The 21,099-nt window shown below is 43.0% G+C and carries 20 protein-coding genes; 9 read left to right on the plus strand and 11 right to left on the minus strand.

Annotated features, from left to right (window positions below):
* Window positions 1-96 precede the first annotated feature (96 nt).
* Entirely contained in the window at window positions 97-1,545 is a 1,449-nt protein-coding gene (gene glgA, locus QV280_RS05080) for a glycogen synthase GlgA (protein ID WP_152821176.1), read from the plus strand.
* Window positions 1,546-1,630: 85 nt separating this feature from the next.
* Here glgA and purB read toward each other — a convergent pair whose 3' ends face one another.
* From purB to mnmA, 3 genes are all read right to left on the minus strand, one after another.
* On the minus strand, window positions 1,631-3,001 hold the full coding sequence (gene purB / locus QV280_RS05085; protein WP_152821174.1) for an adenylosuccinate lyase: 1,371 nt from the start codon (window positions 2,999-3,001) through the stop codon (window positions 1,631-1,633).
* A 140-nt stretch (window positions 3,002-3,141) separates the two neighbouring features.
* Window positions 3,142-3,759, minus strand: a complete 618-nt coding sequence (gene hflD, locus QV280_RS05090; RefSeq protein WP_023405538.1) for a high frequency lysogenization protein HflD — start codon at window positions 3,757-3,759, stop codon at window positions 3,142-3,144.
* Between the two features lie 17 nt (window positions 3,760-3,776).
* Window positions 3,777-4,907, minus strand: a complete 1,131-nt coding sequence (gene mnmA / locus QV280_RS05095; RefSeq protein ID WP_023405537.1) for a tRNA 2-thiouridine(34) synthase MnmA — start codon at window positions 4,905-4,907, stop codon at window positions 3,777-3,779.
* A gap of 163 nt (window positions 4,908-5,070) precedes the next feature.
* Here mnmA and QV280_RS05100 point away from each other — a divergent pair, with 163 nt between their 5' ends.
* On the plus strand, window positions 5,071-5,334 hold the full coding sequence (locus tag QV280_RS05100) for a hypothetical protein (RefSeq protein ID WP_023405536.1): 264 nt from the start codon (window positions 5,071-5,073) through the stop codon (window positions 5,332-5,334).
* A gap of 107 nt (window positions 5,335-5,441) precedes the next feature.
* On the opposite strand, the gene QV280_RS05105 is transcribed toward QV280_RS05100, so the two are convergent.
* Window positions 5,442-6,119, minus strand: coding sequence for a pseudouridine synthase (locus QV280_RS05105; protein WP_152821172.1), 678 nt, complete (start codon window positions 6,117-6,119; stop codon window positions 5,442-5,444).
* A 492-nt stretch (window positions 6,120-6,611) separates the two neighbouring features.
* Between QV280_RS05105 and QV280_RS05110 the strand changes: the two genes are divergently transcribed.
* Window positions 6,612-8,840, plus strand: coding sequence for an NADP-dependent isocitrate dehydrogenase (locus QV280_RS05110; RefSeq protein WP_152821170.1), 2,229 nt, complete (start codon window positions 6,612-6,614; stop codon window positions 8,838-8,840).
* 251 nt (window positions 8,841-9,091) lie between these two features.
* On the opposite strand, the gene QV280_RS05115 is transcribed toward QV280_RS05110, so the two are convergent.
* Entirely contained in the window at window positions 9,092-10,516 is a 1,425-nt protein-coding gene (locus QV280_RS05115; protein ID WP_152821168.1) for a basic amino acid/polyamine antiporter, read from the minus strand.
* 348 nt (window positions 10,517-10,864) lie between these two features.
* On the opposite strand from QV280_RS05115, the gene QV280_RS05120 reads away from it, so the two are divergent.
* Window positions 10,865-11,683 (plus strand): alpha/beta fold hydrolase, encoded by an 819-nt coding sequence (locus QV280_RS05120; RefSeq protein ID WP_152821166.1) that lies wholly within the window; start codon window positions 10,865-10,867, stop codon window positions 11,681-11,683.
* Between the two features lie 239 nt (window positions 11,684-11,922).
* Here the strand turns inward: QV280_RS05120 and QV280_RS05125 are convergent, their stop codons facing one another.
* Window positions 11,923-12,579, minus strand: coding sequence for an NAD(P)H-dependent oxidoreductase (locus QV280_RS05125; RefSeq protein ID WP_023404817.1), 657 nt, complete (start codon window positions 12,577-12,579; stop codon window positions 11,923-11,925).
* 311 nt (window positions 12,580-12,890) lie between these two features.
* On the opposite strand from QV280_RS05125, the gene QV280_RS05130 reads away from it, so the two are divergent.
* The gene (locus QV280_RS05130; RefSeq protein WP_023404816.1) at window positions 12,891-13,118 is read left to right on the plus strand and encodes a glutaredoxin family protein; all 228 of its coding nucleotides are present in this window, start codon (window positions 12,891-12,893) and stop codon (window positions 13,116-13,118) included.
* A gap of 73 nt (window positions 13,119-13,191) precedes the next feature.
* On the opposite strand, the gene cspD is transcribed toward QV280_RS05130, so the two are convergent.
* Complete coding sequence (cspD, locus tag QV280_RS05135) at window positions 13,192-13,413, minus strand: cold shock domain-containing protein CspD (RefSeq protein WP_023404815.1); 222 nt, start codon at window positions 13,411-13,413, stop codon at window positions 13,192-13,194.
* A gap of 440 nt (window positions 13,414-13,853) precedes the next feature.
* On the opposite strand from cspD, the gene clpS reads away from it, so the two are divergent.
* The gene (gene clpS / locus QV280_RS05140; RefSeq protein WP_039970909.1) at window positions 13,854-14,174 is read left to right on the plus strand and encodes an ATP-dependent Clp protease adapter ClpS; all 321 of its coding nucleotides are present in this window, start codon (window positions 13,854-13,856) and stop codon (window positions 14,172-14,174) included.
* A 57-nt stretch (window positions 14,175-14,231) separates the two neighbouring features.
* A complete protein-coding gene (gene clpA / locus QV280_RS05145) occupies window positions 14,232-16,496 on the plus strand; it encodes an ATP-dependent Clp protease ATP-binding subunit ClpA (protein ID WP_023404813.1) in 2,265 nt (754 codons plus the stop codon).
* Between the two features lie 109 nt (window positions 16,497-16,605).
* On the opposite strand, the gene infA is transcribed toward clpA, so the two are convergent.
* From infA to aat, 3 genes are all read right to left on the minus strand, one after another.
* Window positions 16,606-16,824, minus strand: coding sequence for a translation initiation factor IF-1 (gene infA, locus QV280_RS05150; protein ID WP_001040192.1), 219 nt, complete (start codon window positions 16,822-16,824; stop codon window positions 16,606-16,608).
* 69 nt (window positions 16,825-16,893) lie between these two features.
* The gene (locus QV280_RS05155) at window positions 16,894-17,592 is read right to left on the minus strand and encodes an arginyltransferase (protein ID WP_152821164.1); all 699 of its coding nucleotides are present in this window, start codon (window positions 17,590-17,592) and stop codon (window positions 16,894-16,896) included.
* A 49-nt stretch (window positions 17,593-17,641) separates the two neighbouring features.
* Window positions 17,642-18,349: a leucyl/phenylalanyl-tRNA--protein transferase gene (gene aat / locus QV280_RS05160; RefSeq protein ID WP_152821162.1), complete on the minus strand. Its 708-nt coding sequence runs from the start codon at window positions 18,347-18,349 to the stop codon at window positions 17,642-17,644.
* A gap of 6 nt (window positions 18,350-18,355) precedes the next feature.
* On the opposite strand from aat, the gene QV280_RS05165 reads away from it, so the two are divergent.
* Together QV280_RS05165 and aroA are read left to right on the plus strand one after the other, a co-directional pair.
* A complete protein-coding gene (locus tag QV280_RS05165) occupies window positions 18,356-18,811 on the plus strand; it encodes a glycine zipper 2TM domain-containing protein (protein WP_023404810.1) in 456 nt (151 codons plus the stop codon).
* Window positions 18,812-18,928: 117 nt separating this feature from the next.
* A complete protein-coding gene (aroA, locus tag QV280_RS05170) occupies window positions 18,929-20,209 on the plus strand; it encodes a 3-phosphoshikimate 1-carboxyvinyltransferase (protein WP_152821160.1) in 1,281 nt (426 codons plus the stop codon).
* A 77-nt stretch (window positions 20,210-20,286) separates the two neighbouring features.
* Here aroA and QV280_RS05175 read toward each other — a convergent pair whose 3' ends face one another.
* Window positions 20,287-21,084, minus strand: coding sequence for a glucosaminidase domain-containing protein (locus tag QV280_RS05175; protein ID WP_367869588.1), 798 nt, complete (start codon window positions 21,082-21,084; stop codon window positions 20,287-20,289).
* Window positions 21,085-21,099 lie beyond the last annotated feature (15 nt).

Here is a 21,099-nt window from a genome sequence, read left to right on the forward strand (position 1 = left end):
GTTTTTTATGTTAAAGTTGCCTAGAAATGATGCGAATCAAATCTATCGAAGCAGAAGCTGTCAACAGCTCAAATGAAAAATAGGATTTCCCCCAAAATGTCACAATTAAAAGTTTGGTTTACCGTCTCCGAAGCTGAAGGATTAGTAAAAAGCGGAGGCTTGGCTGATGTAGGTAAGGCACTGCCTAAGGCACTACAAAATTTAGGTTCAGATATCGCGATTGCGATTCCGGGTTATACAAAACTGCCTAACTTTGAGCAGAGCCCTGTGGTTCTTTCTACCACACTCGATCACTTTCCGCACACGCCGTATCAAGTTCGCCAACTTGAATTAGATGGTGTTCCTGTGTACGCGTTTGAGTGTGCAAAATATTACGATCGTCCAGAACTGTACGCTGAGCGCAATCAGGCTTATGCAGATAATGGCGAACGTTTTGCATTTTTTTCTGCGGCCAGTTTAGATGCACTGCCTAAGTTAAATATTAAACCCGATGTGATTCATGCCAACGATTGGCACACAGGTTTAGTTCCTTTTCTATTAAAAACGCGTTTTGCGAATAACGAGTTTTATAAAGACATTAAGAGTGCGCTTACTGTGCACAACGCTTTGTTTAAAGGTATCTATTCTTATAATGAAGTGAGCATTATTCCTGAGCTGAGTCAGGTAGAACGCAGTTCAGTGAACTACGGTGATGATTGCATTAGTATGCTACGTGCAGGTATTCAATACGCTGACAAAGTTAATGCAGTGAGCCCAAATTACGCCGAAGAGCTAAAGACTCCGCTAGGCTCGCACGGACTAGTCAATGATTTCGTATCACGTTCTGCTGATTTTTGTGGCATCGTTAATGGCTGTGATTACAGTGAGTGGGATCCTGCTACTGATCAGTATTTGGTCAAAAAGTTCAAAGCAACCAAAGCCAGTTTTAAAGCGGGTAAAGCGGCCAATAAATTGGCACTACAGCAAGAGTTTAACCTTCCGGAAGAAAAACTGCCGATGTTTGGTATGGTGTGTCGCTTAACTCACCAAAAAGGCTTCCACTATATTCTGCCGATTCTTGAGCGTTTCTTAAGAAATGACGTACAGTTGGTCATTATCGGTACTGGCGATCCGTCAATTGCCGCTCAGCTTCGTGAAGTATCTGAGCAATACCGTGATAAATTTGCCTTTATTGAAGCGTACGACAACCGTTTGGCTCATTTGGTTGAAGCGGGTTCGGATTTCTTCCTAATGCCGTCTGAATTTGAGGCGTGTGGCTTGAATCAGATCTATTCGATGGCATACGGCACACTGCCGATTGTGCGTAGCGTCGGCGGATTAAAAGATACAGTGAATGACTATGACACTGATCCAAGTACCGGTACTGGTTTTGCATTCCGCGAACCATCAGCAGAAGAGCTACTGATTTGTATGCAACGTGCACTGATCATGTACCTGCAACAACCAAAAGAGTTCGCTGAAGTACAACTGCGCGCAATGAATCAAGATTTTGGTTGGGATATTGCAGCAGGTAAATATATTGAGATGTTCAAGAGCGCTTTTTAGCCTGACATAGTTTCAATAGATGAAAAAAAACCTGAATCTGTAAAAGATTCAGGTTTTTCGTTTTTAGAGGCTATAAAAAATCAAATTATAGCTTGTCAGTTAGCTCTACAGCTTGACCGATGTAGTTAGCTGGCGTCATCTCTTTAAGGCGTGCTTTCTCTTCTTCTGGAAGTTCAAGGCCGTCAATAAAGTTACGCATAGCTTCGCCATCAACACGTTTACCACGAGTCAGCTCTTTTAGCTTCTCGTATGGTTTTTCAATGCCGTAACGACGCATCACTGTTTGTACAGGTTCAGCTAATACTTCCCAGTTCTTGTCTAGCTCAGCCAGCAGTGCATCAGCGTTAATTTCTAATTTGCTAATGCCTTTTAGGGTAGAAGTATAAGCGATGATTGCATAGCCAACACCTACACCTAGGTTACGAAGTACTGTTGAGTCTGTTAGGTCGCGCTGCCAGCGAGAGACAGGCAGTTTTTGTGCTAAGTGACCGAATACAGCGTTGGCAAGACCAAGGTTACCTTCAGAGTTTTCAAAGTCGATAGGGTTCACTTTATGCGGCATGGTTGAAGAACCAATTTCGCCAGCAATGGTTTTTTGCTTAAAGTGACCTAGTGCGATGTAGCCCCACACGTCACGATCAAAGTCGATCAAGATGGTGTTAAAACGTGCTACTGCATCAAACAACTCTGCGATGTAATCATGAGGTTCAATTTGCGTTGTGTATGGGTTCCAAGTTACGCCTAGAGATTCAGTGATGAACTCTTGTGCGAACTGGTGCCAATCGATACTTGGGTAAGCAGAAAGGTGAGCATTGTAGTTACCTACTGCGCCATTTACTTTACCTAAAATTTCAACGCTTTCGATTTGCTTGTATTGACGCTCCATACGGTACGCCACGTTGGCCATTTCTTTACCCATAGTAGATGGAGAAGCTGGCTGACCGTGTGTACGAGATAGAAGAGGGATGTCGCGGTATTCAACAGCAAGTGCTTTGATTGCATCGATGATGTTTTTGATTTCAGGAAGAATCACAGTTTCACGTGCTTCTTTAAGCATTAGAGCGTGAGAAGTGTTGTTGATATCTTCTGAAGTACAAGCGAAGTGGATGAACTCGTTTACAGCGTGAAGCTCAGGTACACCCGCTACTTTCTCTTTAAGGAAGTACTCAACCGCTTTAACATCGTGGTTGGTGGTGCGCTCGATATCTTTGATACGCTGTGCGTCTTCTTCATTAAAGTTTGCCGCTACATCATCAAGGAATTGGTTCGCTTCTGCGCTAAACGCAGGTACTTCTGCAATTGCATCAGTTGCTGCAAGCTTTTGTAGCCAGCGAATTTCAACGATAGTACGGTACTTTAGGAGGCCATATTCACTAAAGATGCTACGTAGTGCAATGGTTTTACTTCCGTAACGGCCGTCTACTGGTGAAACAGCAGTCAATGCTGACAGATCCATGTTGTTCTCCCGAGTTGAGTTTCTAAATTTTGTGAGGTTTATACCAGTAACAAACCGAATTGTCACTACTATTGCGCAAACGTTTGCGTTAATTTTCTTTAATCAAAAAAATAAGCTCGCGACAATGCGCGAGCTCATCATTAAATTCGTGCTAAAAGTATTTCGGCCTGCTGTACCATTTTCTTGCGACCGAAGACTAAGTGACGACGTTTGCCACCGACTTGACGCCAAAGTACCGCGCTACGAATACCGGAAAGGAGTAGGGCGCGCACTTTGCTTTGTACCGCAGATTGTTGAAGCATAGCCGGGTTGCCAGTGACTTGGATGCGAGGTCCAATTGGACTAATGACATCCAGATACACGCTGGCAAGATTACTGATCATTTGCTCTTCAAAAAGATCAAAGTGATCCGATTGTCGCTCAATTTGGTGAATTCGGTCACCTAATTGAGACATGGCATCGCGACGTTGACTCAGCTTACGCTCTAGTGCCATAAGGCTAATGATATAGCGAGTCAATTCGTTACCAGTGACTGAACTATCCAACCCTTTGGCTAAGCATTCAAGACCGAGTTTAAGATCTCGCTCATGGCCAAAGACACTGATAGTGTCCGCAGGGTTAGTGTTAGTAATGGCTGCTATGGATGTTTCAAAAGCAGCAGAATTACAATGTCCGTCTTTTGCCACTTGTTGAACTAGAGCGACAGCTTGGCAAATGCCAGCAAAAGCGATGGTACGGTCATAATTTGTGTTTGCCACTTAAGAACTCCTTTATCTTATGCTTTGATTCTTTTCTCAATAATACCGCCACCTAGACAGTCGTCTCCTAAATAAAAGACCGCAGATTGTCCTGGTGTAACAGCAACTTGTGGCTCATCAAAAATCACTTTAATGTTTTCATCGTCCACAGGAATAATGGTACATGGAATATCGGTTTGGCGATATCTTGTTTTTACCGTACAGGTCATAGGTTGACGAATTGGCTGACGATTTACCCAGTGAAGTTGTGAAGCAAATAAACCTTCAGACTTCAGTAACGGGTGATCGGCACCTTGCACCGCAATCAACACATTACGTTTTAGATCTTTTTCAGCAACGTACCATGGGTCTTCGTTACCACCGCCGCCTTTTTGGCCGCCAATATGTAAGCCTTTACGTTGACCAAGTGTGTGGTACATCAAGCCCATGTGTTCGCCAATGACTTTACCTTCTGGCGTTTCAATTTTGCCCGGCTGTGCTGGCAAATAGCGAGATAGGAAGTCGGTAAACTTGCGCTCACCAATAAAACAGATACCAGTTGAATCTTTTTTCTTGGCAGTGACTAACCCTTGTTCTTCCGCGATGCGGCGAACTTCAGGTTTTTCAATATCGCCCACAGGGAATAGGCTACGACCCACTTGCTCATGGCTTAACGTGTAGAGGAAATAGCTTTGGTCTTTGTTGCCATCGAGGCCACGTAACATGCGAGGTTTTTCACCGGCTGCGATTTCTTCGGCGCTTGGGAAAGTACGACGCACATAGTGACCCATTGCAATGTAATCAGCATCGAGCACTTCATCGGCAAATTCCAAGAAGGCTTTAAATTTGATTTCTTTATTACAAAGGATATCTGGGTTAGGGGTGCGACCGGCTTTGTATTCTTCTAAGAAGTACTCAAAAACATTGTCCCAGTATTCGGCGGCAAAGTTAATGGTATGCAGATGAATGCCTAGCTTGTCACAGACCGCTTGCGCATCGGCAAGATCTTCTGCGGCTGTACAATACTCTTCGTTGTCGTCTTCTTCCCAGTTTTTCATAAACAGGCCTTCAACTTGATAGCCTTGTTGTTGAAGAAGATACGCAGAGACAGATGAGTCAACTCCACCGGACATGCCGACGATGACTTTCTTTTGGCTGTTGTCAGACATTCAAAAATACCACTAAATAAACACGGTCGCACATTCTACCAGAAACAAAGCTAGTGTGACAGTTCAGCGATATCAATCACACTTTAAATTGACTGAAAAATGTAAACAAATTCTGGCATACTGTGTGCAATTATTTTCAGTTTTCAAATAAAAGGCTATAGGCATGCAAGACGAACAAGAAATGCAAGATCAACTCTTGGAGATCGTTGAGAACCAAATCGAATCAGGCGAACCTAAAAAAGTAAAAGAAACCTTAATGCGTTTGATGATGACAGGTAATAGCCGTGAAGATTCAGTGGCGATGATAGGTTGCGCCGTTGCTATCGAAGTGTTTGATGTGGTCAATAACGGCGCCACTTTTAACGAAAAGCGTTATGCTGAGCATCTTGAGCGTTTGCCAGATCTTGGTTTTATGGAAGGTGAGTAACTCACTTTCGTTAACCGCTGTATTTTGTATCAACAATCGCGGTTAACAAACAGCACAAATAATCCCAGTTTATGTCTATTTTCTTAGACACTGCTGGGATTTTTTATTTAAGCCAGTTTCCATTCACCGTTGGGCAGTTCGCCCAAGCTATATTCGCCAATGGAATAGCGAATTAAACGCAGGGTAGGGAAGCCTATATTGGCGGTCATGCGGCGCACTTGACGATTACGACCTTCGATAATGGTAATTGATAGCCAAGTGGTGGGTATCGCAGCGCGAAATCGCACTGGAGGATTGCGTGGCCAAAGGTTTGGCTCCGTCATGACTTCCACTTTTGCCGGTAGCGTGAGCCCATCTTTTAGCTCAACGCCTTGGCGCAGTTTATCGAGATCTTGCTCCGTTGGCGCTCCTTCAACTTGCACCCAGTAGGTTTTGGGGGATTTTGAGTCAGGCTGAGTTAATTTTGCTTGTAAAATACCGTCGTTGGTCAGCAGTAATAAGCCTTCACTGTCTCTGTCTAATCGCCCTGCGGCATACACTTCTTTAATATCGATAAAGTCGGCTAAGGTTTGTCTGCCATCGCCGTCGGTAAATTGACTCAATACATCAAACGGTTTGTTAAATAACACTATTTTTCTATCTTGCGCGGATACACGTTTAACTTGTCTAACTGGTTTTCTGCGTGCGGATGAGCTAGAACGGTTTTTGTTAAACTTAGCGTTTGACGTCGATGTTCTATTTGACGTTTTAGATGGGTTTTTCGGTCGACGTTGGTCGCTAGACATGTTAACTACCTTGCATTTTTGTAAACAAACTGTGTTAGTTCGTTCTCTCGAAACAACATTTGCTTTATGATACGCGCAGCAAACGCGTTAGGACAACAATAACACGATTGCGATCAACGCCGTTTATTTGATAGGTTAGTCAGTACGCCTTGTATGATTATACCAATCACACTAAGTAAGTGATCAGAGCTAGCGCAGGAAAAATGCTCGAGAACAAGGCAGAATTTTTTGATAAGTAGTTATTCTACAATCAAAAATTCTAACGCCGTTATCGAGTATTTTAACAAGCTAGAATGATCAGTTATTTAGTACGATTGGTATTAATGGCGTTTACGGCGAAAAAAGCCAACGAATTATAGCAATAGAAGCACAAATAGAAATACGATTAAATCAGCTTTACTACCACAGATTCGCACGAAGCGAATGTAATCATCTTGATGGACACTGTCGCTGACAACAGCCAGTGAAGCCAAATAACGATAGGGAAATTTCATGTCTGCACAAAAGCCCACCATTATTTATACTATTACCGATGAAGCTCCAGCGCTAGCGACCTACTCATTCTTACCGATGGTACAAGCATTTACTGCATCTTCCGATATCGCAGTAGAAACTCGAGATATTTCATTGGCAGGGCGCGTCATTGCCAACTTCGCAGAATATTTAAAGCCAGAGCAACGCATCAGTGATGCACTTACCGAGCTTGGCGAATTGGCTAAGACCCCAGAAGCAAATATTATTAAATTGCCGAACATCTCGGCGTCTATACCTCAGCTAAAAGCCGTGATTAAAGAGTTGCAAGACAAAGGATACGATCTTCCAGACTATCCAGAAGAAGCGACTACGGATGAAGAAAAAGCCATTCAATCTATCTATGGCAAAATTAAAGGCAGTGCGGTAAACCCAGTGTTACGTGAAGGTAACTCAGATCGCCGTGCCCCTGCATCGGTTAAAAACTACGCTAAGAAAAACCCGCACTCAATGGGTGCTTGGTCAAAAGAGTCTAAATCGCATGTGGCGAGCATGGACGGTAATGATTTCTTTGGTAGCGAAAAATCACTGACGTTAGACAAAGCAACGCAAGTACGCATTGAACTGCGCGCGCAAGATGGCAGTGTCACTGAGCTTAAATCGGCATTTGCGCTGCAAGATAAAGAAATTATTGATACCTCGGTGTTGAACAAAAACGCACTTGTGGCTTTCTTTGAAAAAGAAATTGAAGAAGCGAAGCAGCAAGATGTATTGCTCTCGTTACACCTAAAAGCCACCATGATGAAAGTGTCTGATCCGGTGATCTTCGGTCATGCGGTTAAGGTGTACTACAAAGAAGTGTTTGCTAAACACGGCGCACTGTTTGATGAGTTAGGTGTTGATGTAAATAACGGTCTTGGTGATGTGTATGCCAAGATTGAATCTTTACCAGAAGCGCAAAAAGCGGAAATTATCGCGGATTTAAATGCGGTATATGAGACTCGTCCTGAGTTGGCAATGGTCGATTCTGATCGCGGCATCACTAACTTGCACGTACCATCAGACGTGATTGTTGATGCGTCTATGCCTGCAATGATTCGTACTTCGGGTCAAATGTGGGGGCCAGATGGCAAGCCAAAAGACAGCAAAGCGATGATTCCTGATCGTTGTTATGCAGGCGTTTATCAAGCGGTTATTGAATTTTGTAAAGAAAATGGCGCATTTGATCCGACCACTATGGGTAGCGTGCCAAACGTTGGCCTAATGGCGCAAAAAGCAGAAGAATACGGTTCACACGATAAAACCTTTATTCTTGCTCAAGCGGGCAGTGTGGTTGTGGTTGATGCCGACGAAAAAGTGCTTTTAGAGCAAGACGTCGAAGAAGGCGATATCTTCCGCATGTGTCAGGTAAAAGATGCGCCCATTCAAGATTGGGTGAAACTTGCAGTAAACCGCTCTCGTCTATCAAATACCCCAGCGGTATTCTGGCTGGATGCGAACCGTGCGCACGATGCTGAGCTTATTAAGAAGGTAGAAGCGTATTTACCACAGCACGATACGCAAGGTTTAGATCTGCGCATCTTGTCTCCTGTCGCGGCGACGCTATTTACGCTAGAGCGCATTGCTAAAGGTGAAGACACCATTTCAGTCACAGGTAACGTACTGCGTGATTACCTAACGGATTTGTTCCCAATTCTAGAGCTAGGCACTTCTGCTAAGATGTTGTCTATTGTTCCTCTTATGAACGGTGGCGGCTTGTTTGAAACCGGTGCCGGCGGCTCTGCGCCAAAACACGTTCAACAAGTAGAAAAAGAAAACCACCTGCGTTGGGATTCTTTAGGTGAGTTCTTGGCACTGTCTGCTTCACTGGAGCATTTGAGCGAAGTGACCGGCAACCAAAACGCACGCGTATTAGCGCAGACCTTGGATGCCGCTACGGGTAAATTCTTAGACGAAAACAAATCGCCATCGCGCCGCGTCGGTGAGTTGGATAACCGTGGCAGTCATTATTTCTTAGCACGTTTTTGGGCGGAAGCATTAGCAAGCCAAAACAAGAGTGCCCAATTAGCTGAGCAGTTTGCGCCTATAGCAAAAGTACTGGCGGACAACGAAACCAACATCGTTAACGAATTGAATGAAGCACAAGGTGTGGCAGGGGAGTTAGGTGGCTATTACGCGCCAGTTGACGCTATTGCCTCTCAGCTTATGCGCCCAAGCGCAACATTAAATCAGATTATTGATAACGCGTGATCTAGGCTAGAAAAGTCAGCAAGATAAACAAAAACCGAGCTATCACTAGCTCGGTTTTCTTATTGGTCGAATTTATACCATACCAATCACACTAAGTAAGTGATCAGAGCTAGCGCAGGAAAAATGCTCGAGAACAAGGCAGAATTTTTCGATAAGTAGTTATTCTACAGTCAAAAATTCTAACGCCGTTATCGAGCATTTTAACAAGCTAGAATGACCAGTTATTTAGTACGATTGGTATCAATCACTGGTTACGCGTGCAGATGACCTGTCACCATCAGATAGATTGATACAAGCGCTAACACAATCAAAATACGCTCAATCCACTTATCCATCGCAGAATATACTTTCTCTCCCGCTTTTAGGCGCGCAGCATGGGTATATCTGAAAAATGGAATGCCAATGGTATATAAGATGGTTGCCATTAATTGGTATTCAAGACCTGCAGCGGTAATCAACCATGCGCAAAATAGCGCTGCAACAGCCGCTAATAGAACGTGACCATAGTTGCGTTTTGCAAGGTTAACTTCGTGGTAATTCCAAGACAGTTTTAATAAGTATAAGCAGCTCAGTAGGTAGCAAGGTAATACCATTACCGATGCAATATTGATTGCCGCTAGGTATACATTTTCAAACATCACCACCAATAGCACGCACAACTGCATGAAAATCGTTGAGACGCTCAGTGCGTTTTTCGGCGCGTCATTTTTGTTAGTACGACTAAAGAATTTCGGAAACTCGCCTGCTTTGCCCGCTTCGTACGGCACTTCGGCAACTAGCATAGTCCACGCAATCAGTGCGCCAAATACCGAAACTAACACACAGATGTTTACTAGGATGCGACCAAATGGGCCAATAGCTACTTCAAGTAGTGAAGCTGTTGAAGGGTTTGGCAGTTGTGCTAGCTCTTGTTGCGGCAATATACCAAACGACAACACTGCAATTAACGTGTACATGCTAATGGCCACTAAAAAGCCAATCAGAGTTGCTTTACCTACGTCTGATTTATTTCTGGCACGACCAGACAGTACCACCGCACCTTCGATACCAACAAAACACCACAGCGTCACCATCATAGTGCTCTGAATTTGTCCCATGACTGAGCCAAGGTGTTGCTGTTGTCCCCATACATCAATAGAGAGTTTTTCGGGTTCAAAGCTGTAAAGAATGATACCAATGATCACTGCTAAACCAATCAGCTTACCTACTGTTGAGATAACGTTGATAAATGAAGAGCTTGCCGCGCCGCGTAGGGCAATGGTATTCATTCCCCACAATAGAGCAGAACAAAGAATAACCGTTTCAATACCGTGTTCTAACAAAACAGGGAAGAACAAACCTAGTGAGTCGTTGATCATGACTGTCAGAGCCACGTTACCCATACAGCTCATCAACCAATAGCCCCACGCCGATTGGAAGCCAATGTATTCGCCAAAGCCTTCACGTGCGTAGGTAAAGATACCTGAGTTTAAGTTCGGTTTATGTTCAGCAAGAATACGAAAGGTTTGCACTAGTAATAGCATGCCAATACCGGTAATCAACCACGCCAGGGATACCGCGCCAATAGAGGCTTGCTCTGCCATATTTTGTGGAATGCTGAATATCCCACTACCAATCATTGAACCAAAAACGATGGCAATTAAGCCAACTAAGCCCACTGAACTTGTTTTATTCATGTTTTATTTAAACCAGTTAATCGACAATGTTATCAATATTGTCAAAATGATTGACCTAAACGTCGTAAAAAAGCAGGTAAAACGCTAATTCGAGTTAAGTCGCTTGAAAGGAGCAGAATTATACTTAAGCTCATATGAATAAGTAGCATAAATTAAGTTTTGTGGTTAAAACTATTATTCCAATGTTGATCGATTAACCTGCTGTGATTTTGTACAACGAAGTTTGCTAAAACGTAAGGCAAATAAAATAGGTATGTTTTTGTGATGAATTGTATTTATTGATTTAATTCAAGTGAGTGGATTGCGTTGTTTTGTTATTATGAAGTTATCGAGAAGCAGTGGTGATCTATGCGGGATACAATAGTAAAAGCTAAACAAAAAACCATAGCGCTAAGAACGAGCAAAACAAGTTTAGTGGTTGTTTTCATTGCAGTATTATTTGGTTGCAGTCGCTCAGAAGTACCGATTAAAGACAGTAACTACGCATTACATCAAAAACAGCAAGTTATCATAGTGCATGGCCTTGCGCGTAGTGCTGCCTCTATGGAAGAAATGTCAGAAAGAGTGGCGCACAGCGGATATCAAGTGTGTGTGGTGGATTACCCAACGTTAGGTCAAGCGATAGATAAAACCTTGCATGAAAGTAGTGCGCAAATAGATCAATGCATTCATAAGTTCAATCGCGAACTCTCACAAGTCGACGGCAGTAACGTGCACTTTGTCGGCCATTCTCTTGGCGGATTGGTGATACGTCACTATTTGGCGCAGAAAAACAGTATCACCCATTCTCCGCATTTTGGGGAAGTGGTATTTGTCGGCACACCCAATAAAGGCAGTGATGTGGCCGACTTTTTCTCAAGCTTATGGTTATTGCCGTTAGCGGGAGGTACTGCGGCCTCTTTAACTACCCATTCAGAGAGTTTACCCAACTCATTACCCGGTCCTAACTACGCCTTTGGCGTGATTGCAGGCACATACAGTTACCCCATATTGAAGTACATGTTTGATAATTCAAATGATGGTTTAGTGTCGGTAGAGTCAACACAACTGGCAGGGATGCAAGATTTTGTGGCGGTTAATATTACCCATGATAGTTTACGTAGCGATCCACAAGTGACCGACCTCATCGTAAATTATTTAAATCAAAGGCGTTTTGTTAGCCAATAATACCAATCGTACTAAATAACTGATCATTCTAGCTTGTTAAAATGCTCGATAACGGCGTTAGAATTTTTGATTGTAGAATAACTACTTATCGAAAAATTCTGCCTTGTTCTCGAGCATTTTTCCTGCGCTAGCTCTGATCACTTACTTAGTGTGATTGGTATAATAAAAGGGTTGCTCATAAAATAAAACGGCCCGCTATCAATAGCGAGCCGCAAATAAGCGTTAGTCTGAGCTAGGGCTTACAGAACTTTCAGTACGTCTTCTAGCGCTAAGCGAGATTTTGGCAAGCTTGCGTTGTAGTCTTCTTCTTTATGGTGGTAACCCATTGCTAAAGCAACGTTACATTCGTAGCCATCTAATTCTTCTTTAAAGATGTCACCAATCAGTTCGCTATCAATGCCTTCCATAGTGGTAGAGTCAATACCAAGGCGTGCTAGTACATGCAAAGTGTTACCAAGGGCAAGATAAGTTTGAGATTTGGTCCACTTAGAGTTATCGCCCGTTTCATCTGTGTTTAGATCGACAAAGGCAAATCCACCAAAGGCTGCTTCACGTTGCTCTTTAGGAGTACGTCCGTCTTCAATGCCTTTATCAACAACTTTTGCGTAATCGTCTCTTGTGTAATGAGGATTGTGCGCAAATAAAACGATATGCGAAGCCGATTTGATATGAGGCTGGTTAAATTGGAATTTATTAGCAAAAGTGTCGTGCATACGCTGCTTTGCGGCATCGCTTTCGATAACAATGAATTTCCAAGGTTGAGAGTTGATAGAAGAAGCAGACAGACGAATTGCTTCATAAATCACATCTAAGTCTTCTTGAGGAATACGTTTCGTTGCATCGTAACGCTTAGCGGTATATCGGTTTGCTAAATCAGTAATGATAGCGTGAGTCATGGTAAATCCTTATTCATTGAGGAGAGCAGCGCGATCGCTGTCTACAAGCGATGTCGTTCAAGTTAATGCTAGATTATTTGAATACACTTTTCGAATAAACAGCATTTTTTGCAATTCACTTTCAAATTAAATGTAAAAATCAAAAGTGACCTCTCAATGTATAGATGAATTTGCATATTGTAACTAATTGATTTCAAAAAATGTCATTGATGATTTGCCACTTGAAAAACACACAAGGGTGCGGATTGAGTTTGCGATTACCTTGCTTATCTTTCATAATCAGCAAAAATCACTCTCACTTGAACAGCACAATGAAAAGACTAGTTTTATACGTAGCGGATAAATGCCCTCACTGTAAAGACGCGCAGCGATACTTAGACTCTAAGGGGTATAAGTACCGTTTAACCAATGCCAAAATGCAACGGGGACGTAAGGAGTTGCAAGCTATGGGTGCACGCTCGATTCCAGTCTTAAAAATTGGCGATCAAATCATGGTGGGATGGAATCAGAAGAATTTTGAAAAAATGTACAATAGCTAATGATTATCCCTAATATGATTTTAAACGACAAAAAAGAGGCCAAGTGCCTCTTTTTTATCGTTTGAAACTGTGGTTATTTGGCTGAATCAGTTTCTATTGGTACTACAGCGCTAGCATGAGAACCTTTAGGGCCTTTTTCTACTTCATAGTTGACAGTTTGACCCGCTTTTAACGTTCTATATCCATCCATTTGAATCGTAGAATAGTGGGCAAAAATATCGCCGTCTTCACCTTCTGGGCAAATAAAACCAAATCCCTTGGCGTTGTTGAACCACTTAACAGTACCTGTTGCCATGCTTTACATCCTTATGCATTTGTTACGTGTTGTGCGCTGTGTACGATAATAGTAATCGTAGTCTCACTTTTTCTCGTTTCAGTCAGTTTAGTTAAGAGAGTGAATCAGCCGATCCTCTCAAAATTTGTACTGGAACAATAAAATAATGTAGACAAAGAATCCCCATCGTCAAATTATTCATGAAGATTCGTTAACAGAATGATAACCATTCGTTGCCAGTTAAACAATGGCAATTAACGGATATGTGTGTTTCGGTCAAACTATGAGCAAGCACAAAGATGATCAGATCGTTTTTGTTAGAAATATTGGTTAATAATTCGCTGTTCGATACTGATAGCAATGTTTTATTTGCAGGGATACAATTGCTCTATTAGTCTCTTAAGTAGCATAAAGAATTTTTTGCTACCCGAATGAGTGTTTTTTCTACAAAAGATGTAAAAATGACTGAATTTTCTGATTGGGTGACTCCGGGTTTTGACTTGCTGGAGAGAGAAAAAACCGAGGTAAAACCACCACCTATGTATCACGTTATTTTAAATAACGATGATTATACCCCGATGGATTTCGTGATTGAGATCCTTGAGCGCTTTTTTGGTATGGATGCCGACAAAGCTGCGCAAACCATGCTTCAGGTGCATTATGAGGGGAAAGCACGTTGTGGCACGTACACAGCTGAAGTTGCAGAAACAAAGGTTGCTCAGGTTACATCGTATTCTGAAGAGCAACAACATCCTTTGCTATGCACTATGGAAAGAGCATAACCACATTGCTATCAACATTGATTAAGTGGTTGTTTTTGAAGTTTTAGGGAGGCCTGTATGCTAAACAAGGAACTAGAAACAAGTTTAAATGGCGCTTTTTCTCAAGCGCGAGATAAACGTCACGAGTTTATGACGGTAGAGCATCTGCTGTTGGCGCTTCTAGACAACCAGTCTGCGAAAGAGGCTTTAAAAGCCTGTGGAGCGATCCTAGATACCATTCGCCAAGAATTGGATGTGTTTATCGAACAAACCACACCGTTAATTGCGGTGGATGATGCCACTCGAGAAACGCAGCCTACTTTGAGCTTCCAGCGCGTACTTCAACGTGCAGTTTTTCATGTGCAGTCGTCTGGGCGTAACGAAGTCTCTGGTGCGAATGTGCTGGTGGCTATTTTTAGTGAGCAAGAATCTCACGCCGCCTACCTCCTGAAAAAAAATGACATTAGTCGTTTAGACATCGTTAATTTCATCTCGCATGGCATTACTAAAACTGCCAAAGATGATTCTTCTGAGTTATTCGGCAGTACAGAAACGACCGAAGAAGTGGCTCAAGAAGACCAACTGGAAAATTTTGCGACCAACCTAAACATCGTGGCACGTAACGGCAATATCGACCCGCTTATTGGGCGCGATCAAGAGCTAGAGCGTACCGTGCAAGTGTTGTGTCGTCGCCGTAAAAATAACCCATTGCTGGTGGGCGAGGCTGGCGTAGGTAAAACCGCAATTGCAGAAGGTCTAGCCTGGAGAATCGTCGAAGGCGACGTTCCTGAAGTGATTGCCAACTCGGTTATTTATTCTCTAGATATCGGTTCATTGCTAGCCGGTACTAAATACCGAGGCGATTTTGAGAAGCGATTTAAGAACATTCTTAAACAGCTAGAAAAAGAAGATGACGCCATCTTATTTATTGATGAGATCCACACCATTATTGGTGCGGGGGCTGCATCAGGTGGTCAAGTCGATGCCGCAAACTTGATTAAGCCTCTACTAAGCAGCGGTAAGTTGCGCTGTATTGGTTCAACCACCTATCAAGAATACAGCACCATTTTTGAGAAAGAACGTGCACTGTCACGTCGTTTCCAAAAAATTGATGTGGTCGAACCGTCTTTAGATGACACCACCAAAATCTTAATGGGGCTGAAATCTAAATACGAAGAGCACCATGAAGTGCGCTACACCAATAAAGCCCTTCGCGCGGCAGTAGAATTGTCAGCGAAATACATCAATGAACGTCATTTGCCAGATAAAGCGATTGATGTCATCGATGAAGCCGGGGCAAAAAGCCGCTTAGTTCCAAGCAGTCGTCGTAAGAAAACCGTAGGCGTTGGTGATATCGAAGCCATGGTCGCTAAAATGGCGCGTATTCCGGAAAAATCTATATCTTCATCAGATAAAGACATTTTACAAAATCTCGACAGCAAGATGAAAATGCTGGTGTTTGGCCAAGATGAAGCCATTGATGTGCTTACCGAATCTATCAAGCTTTCTCGCGCTGGATTAGGCGCTGAAAACAAACCTGTGGGTTCTTTCCTATTTGCTGGCCCTACAGGGGTAGGTAAGACGGAAGTGACTGCACAGCTAGCTAAGCTGATGGGTATTGAGCTATTACGCTTTGATATGTCGGAATACGGTGAGCGTCATTCAATCAGCCGATTAATTGGCGCGCCTCCGGGTTATGTGGGTTATGACCAAGGTGGATTGCTGACGGACGCGGTAATTAAACAGCCACACTCAGTGGTGCTGTTGGATGAAATCGAGAAAGCGCACCCTGATATCTTTAATTTGCTATTGCAGGTGATGGATAACGGCACCTTAACCGATAACAACGGCAGAAAAGCCGACTTTAGAAATATTATCTTAGTCATGACCACCAATGCCGGTGTGGTTGAAACTGAGAAACAATCTATTGGTTTGATTGAGCAAGATCATGCGCCTGATGCGATGGCGATTATCAAAAGGGTATTTACCCCAGAGTTTCGAAATCGTTTAGACAACATCATTTGGTTTAATAGCCTAGATGAAGTGGTCATTCAGCAAGTGGTTGATAAGTTCATTGTGGAACTGCAAGCGCAATTGGATGTAAGAGGGGTCTCTCTAGAGGTGACTGATAACGCTCGTCATTGGTTAGCCGTTAAAGGTTACGATAAGGCGATGGGCGCACGACCTATGTCCCGTGTGATTCAAGACAAGCTGAAGAAACCATTAGCCAATGAGTTGTTGTTTGGTCGCTTGATCAACGGTGGTTCAGTGGCAGTGGATTTAGTTGATGATGAACTAAAATTCAATTATGCCAATGCCGAAGAAGAGGCACTGCATCATTAATTGGAATAGCGAGCTCTAAGTCTTAGAGTTCGCTTACTTTATTCTCATTGTACAAGCATAAAAAAACGGAGCAGAAGCTCCGTTTTTTTATGCTTTGTTAATAGAGATATTAACGAGCACGGAAGACGATGCGGCCTTTGCTTAGGTCGTATGGAGTCATCTCTACAGTCACTTTATCGCCAGTTAGGATACGGATGTAGTTTTTGCGCATCTTACCAGAGATGTGAGCAGTCACAACGTGACCATTTTCTAGTTCTACACGGAACATAGTGTTTGGCAGAGTGTCTAGAACCGTGCCTTGCATCTCAATTACGTCTTCTTTAGCCATTTAATCCTCGATCAGAATAAGGGTAATTTGGGTAGCTCACTTAGCTACCTATTAACATTGGGCGATATTCTACCCTTGCCACCGGTGATTTACTAGCTTTTGATGCGAATCAAATCGGACTTTGTAGTTCATCGCTGGGCATTCATCAATTTGATAGCCCAAATAAAGCCATTTTTTCCCTTGCGAATGGGTGTGTTGGATTTGATACAAAACAGAGAGTGTGCCCAATGATAACGGGTGCTCAGGGTCATAAAAGGTATAGAAAGCACTGTTGGCACTGCTGACTTGATCGGTCACGGCCACAGAGATTAACTGCTCTTGATAATAGATTTGCAAAAACGCACAAGGAATGGTCGTTGAATTGATGAATTTACTAAATTCTGCTTCCTTTGGCGGGTACATAGTGCCTTCAAAATGACGTGCCTCTATATATTTTGCATATAAAGTAAACCAGTTTGGGTCAATTTCAGTGCTGACTTTGCATGTGTATTGCTTAGCTTTGTTGAGCAATCGTTTTTGACTTTTGGAAAGTGCAAAATGCTCAACATCAATGCGTATCGCAACGCATTTATTGCAGCTTTCACAGTGCGGACGATAAATCATCTCGCCACTGCGTCTAAACCCATTTGCCAGCAGTAATTCATATCCCTCTGATGTATGTAATTCATCTTCAAGAATGATCGCCACACGCTCTTGCTGATCTTTTAAATAACTGCATGGATGATTTTGTGTAAAACCGACTTTAATTTGTTGTAACTCAGGATTCATCGATTAAATAGCTCCCTTAGTGCGAAGCGAAAAAGCAGGGTAGGTTGGTTTAACTCAATTGTAGACTTTGTGCGGCGTAACAGGTGTCACTCATGGTTAAGTCTCTATTACTTAAAAGATAGTCTTGAAATTCAGTTCTGGGTATTTCAATTGCGCCTAATGAAGCCAAATGTGGGTTCATGATTTGGCAGTCAATGAGTTTGCCGCCATGCTGTAAAAAGTGTTGGCAAAAGTGCCATAAGGCAATCTTTGAGGCATTGGGTTTAGTGCTGACCATAGATTCGCCACAAAACACTTGCCCAACCGATACACCATACAAACCGCCGATCAACTGTTGTTGATCCCAAACCTCGACCGAATGACAGTGTCCGGCTTGCGCTAACACTTGATAGGCTTGGATCATTTCATCGGTAATCCACGTTTCTTCAATCGGGCGAGAACTGGCGCAAAGGGCAATCAATTGCTCTGTGGCGCGGTTTAAAGTAACTGTGTACCTATGCTTGCGCTGAAATTTAACTAAACTTTTTGCCGGCTTAAAGGTCTCAGGAATAAATACCGCTCTTGGTGATGGACTCCACCACAGAATGGGTTCACCATAGCTATACCACGGAAAGATACCCTGTCGATAAGCACTGCATAGCCTTTTCACTGACAAATCACCGCCCAGTGCGAGTAAACCATTTGGCTCAGTCAATGCTAAACTGGGGTCAGGAAAGTGCGTATCGTTATTATTGAGTTCTGGAAGATATAAGGTCATTAGACAATGAGACTATTCATTACGTTTTTACTGTTGTTCCCATTAGTAACACAAGCGGCGTATCAAAGAAATACAGCCCGCCCAGTAAATGAAGTGGTTTACGGCCATGTTGAGACTGTTCGTTACATTTCTCAGCAGCAGATCGTAGAATCAAAAGCTAAGGGATGGCAAACCTTACTTGGCGCCGTAGTGGGTGGGGTCGTCGGTAACCAGTTTGGTGATGGTACGGGCCGAGAAGTGGCTACCGCTGTTGGCGCCGTGGCGGGCGCGGGCGCCGTTCAACACTTTGGCCATCAAACTTATAAAGTGGAACATAAGTTGGTTGAACTGTTAATTAAAACCGATGACAACCGCTTAATTGATGTCATTCAAGACATTGATAGAAATATGTTGTTTTCGAATGGAGATACGGTGCGAATTTTGTATTTTGACAATGGTGTACGGGTAGATTTGCATCAATAAAATAAAATTATAAGATTTAGTGCAATTGAGCCTGTTTTTCTGTCTGCAATTTCGATAACCTGAAATGAATAATGAAATCATGATTTAGCATCAAATTGCTTTCAAGGAAAACCGTCAATGGAAAGCTTAACTCTGCAACAAATTTCTAAAGTAGATGGCGAAGTAAATTTGCCCGGTTCTAAAAGCGTCTCTAACCGCGCTTTATTACTTGCCGCTTTAGCTCGTGGTACAACACGCCTTACTAATTTACTCGACAGTGACGACATCCGTCATATGTTGAATGCACTAAAACAGTTGGGTGTGACTTATCGTCTATCTGAAGATAAGACCAGCTGTGAAGTAGAAGGTCTTGGGGGTAAATTTAACGCCCCAGAAGCTCTGGAACTGTTTTTAGGTAATGCAGGTACGGCAATGCGTCCTTTAGCTGCGGCGCTTTGCGCAAGCCAAGGTGACTTTATCTTGACTGGCGAACCTCGCATGAAAGAGCGTCCTATTGGACACTTAGTGACTGCTTTGCGCGAATCTGGCGCTGAGGTTACTTATCTTGAAAACGAAGGCTTTCCACCGCTTAAGATCCAAGGTACTGGACTTAAATCAGGTGAAGTGTCTATTGATGGTTCAATCTCAAGCCAATTCTTGACCGCATTTCTAATGAGTGCTCCGCTAGCCGATGGTGATATTACAATCAACATTGAAGGCGACCTAGTTTCTAAACCGTACATAGATATCACTTTGCACATCATGCAGCAGTTTGGTGTGAGCGTAGAAAACTACGATTACCAAAAGTTCATCGTACGCACTGGCCAAAGCTATGTTGCGCCGGGTGACTTCCTTGTAGAAGGCGATGCCTCTTCGGCTTCTTATTTCCTAGCGGCTGCGGCAATTGGCGGTGGCTCTATTAAGGTAACGGGTATTGGCAAAGACAGTATCCAAGGCGACATTCAATTTGCTGACGCGCTACAAGCTATGGGCGCAGGTATTGAGTGGGGCAGTGACTACATTATCGCGCGCAAAGGCGATCTTAAAGCGGTAGATTTAGACTTTAACCACATCCCTGACGCAGCGATGACGATTGCGGTTGCCGCTTTGTTTGCCGAAGGTACTACGGCGATTCGTAACGTTTACAACTGGCGCGTAAAAGAGACCGACCGTTTAGCGGCGATGGCGACTGAACTGCGTAAAGTGGGTGGCATTGTGGAAGAAGGTGAAGATTACATTATCATCACGCCGCCAGCGCAGCTTAATCATGCGGCAATCGATACTTACGATGATCACCGCATGGCAATGTGTTTCTCGCTCGTTGCTTTTGGCACATCAGTGACGATTAATGACCCTAAATGTACATCGAAGACTTTCCCTGATTACTTCGATAAGCTACAAGGCTTGATTAGCGAGTAATCTTTGCTAGCCAAAGCAGAAATTAAAACGGGTTCCTAAATAGGAACCCGTTTTTGTATGTGCGGTATAACAGAGAATTACTTCTGCAGATCTTCTTCTAAGATAGATTTATTATGGCGAAGCATAGTTAAAATATCTTTAATGTAGTCATCTGAACGCTCTGAGTAGCTGCCTAGACCGTAAATAAGTTGTTCGGCGGTTGGCGTTTTATGCTGAGCGCGAATGTTGGCTCTTAGCTCACGGAAGCTGCGGTAAGCTTGGTTAGTGTTTAGATTGTCAACGTAGGCGGCAACTGAGTCACCGACAGAGTCAAAGGTTGCCACTTCGTGAGTCATGCCTTTTTTACGTTGGCTAGGAACTACGCCACAGCCTTTCGTGAAACACCATTGACCGAAGAAGTTATTGGCTTGTTTAGCAAAGCGAGAAGTCCCCCAACCACTTTCATTAGCTGCTTGAATAAGCACTAATTGTTCTGGCACTTCATCAACGTGTACTAGTAAGGTATCAATCTCGTTTAAAGTGAAGTCTTTGACTTCTACACGGTATTGTTTTGCCAATTGAGTCACTGTATCGCGCTCAGAAGAGGATAATTCCTGTTGCTTAGCTAATTTATTTTGTAACGAAATAAGTATTTCACGTTGATGTTTAACGAAGGCATTTTTCTGTTGAACATAAGGTTTTATGAATTTAAAAAATTCACTTTTCTTCTGATGAACATCAGTAATAGCAGCAAAATCAGGTAAAGGAACGGCTTTAAAATGAGGCTTAGAGTTGTCAAGCATTCCAAAGTGATAGTAAATAGAAGCGGCTAAAATAATGCCGACAGTACTCAGAATGATTGTGCCATTGGTGGGTATAAATTTTTTTAAACTCACAGTATTACCTTGTTT

The organism is Vibrio sp. B1Z05 (assembly GCF_052955985.1).

Bases quoted from the DNA above. Each gene is read 5' to 3' on its own strand.
- glgA (WP_152821176.1), top strand. From the start codon at position 97: ATGTCACAATTAAAAGTTTGGTTTACCGTCTCCGAAGCTGAAGGATTA.
- purB (WP_152821174.1), bottom strand. From the start codon at position 3,001: ATGGATCTGTCAGCATTGACTGCTGTTTCACCAGTAGACGGCCGTTAC.
- mnmA (WP_023405537.1), bottom strand. From the start codon at position 4,907: ATGTCTGACAACAGCCAAAAGAAAGTCATCGTCGGCATGTCCGGTGGA.
- QV280_RS05100 (WP_023405536.1), top strand. From the start codon at position 5,071: ATGCAAGACGAACAAGAAATGCAAGATCAACTCTTGGAGATCGTTGAG.
- QV280_RS05105 (WP_152821172.1), bottom strand. From the start codon at position 6,119: ATGTCTAGCGACCAACGTCGACCGAAAAACCCATCTAAAACGTCAAAT.
- QV280_RS05110 (WP_152821170.1), top strand. From the start codon at position 6,612: ATGTCTGCACAAAAGCCCACCATTATTTATACTATTACCGATGAAGCT.
- QV280_RS05115 (WP_152821168.1), bottom strand. From the start codon at position 10,516: ATGAATAAAACAAGTTCAGTGGGCTTAGTTGGCTTAATTGCCATCGTT.
- QV280_RS05120 (WP_152821166.1), top strand. From the start codon at position 10,865: ATGCGGGATACAATAGTAAAAGCTAAACAAAAAACCATAGCGCTAAGA.
- QV280_RS05125 (WP_023404817.1), bottom strand. From the start codon at position 12,579: ATGACTCACGCTATCATTACTGATTTAGCAAACCGATATACCGCTAAG.
- QV280_RS05130 (WP_023404816.1), top strand. From the start codon at position 12,891: ATGAAAAGACTAGTTTTATACGTAGCGGATAAATGCCCTCACTGTAAA.
- cspD (WP_023404815.1), bottom strand. From the start codon at position 13,413: ATGGCAACAGGTACTGTTAAGTGGTTCAACAACGCCAAGGGATTTGGT.
- clpS (WP_039970909.1), top strand. From the start codon at position 13,854: ATGACTGAATTTTCTGATTGGGTGACTCCGGGTTTTGACTTGCTGGAG.
- clpA (WP_023404813.1), top strand. From the start codon at position 14,232: ATGCTAAACAAGGAACTAGAAACAAGTTTAAATGGCGCTTTTTCTCAA.
- infA (WP_001040192.1), bottom strand. From the start codon at position 16,824: ATGGCTAAAGAAGACGTAATTGAGATGCAAGGCACGGTTCTAGACACT.
- QV280_RS05155 (WP_152821164.1), bottom strand. From the start codon at position 17,592: ATGAATCCTGAGTTACAACAAATTAAAGTCGGTTTTACACAAAATCAT.
- aat (WP_152821162.1), bottom strand. From the start codon at position 18,349: ATGACCTTATATCTTCCAGAACTCAATAATAACGATACGCACTTTCCT.
- QV280_RS05165 (WP_023404810.1), top strand. From the start codon at position 18,356: ATGAGACTATTCATTACGTTTTTACTGTTGTTCCCATTAGTAACACAA.
- aroA (WP_152821160.1), top strand. From the start codon at position 18,929: ATGGAAAGCTTAACTCTGCAACAAATTTCTAAAGTAGATGGCGAAGTA.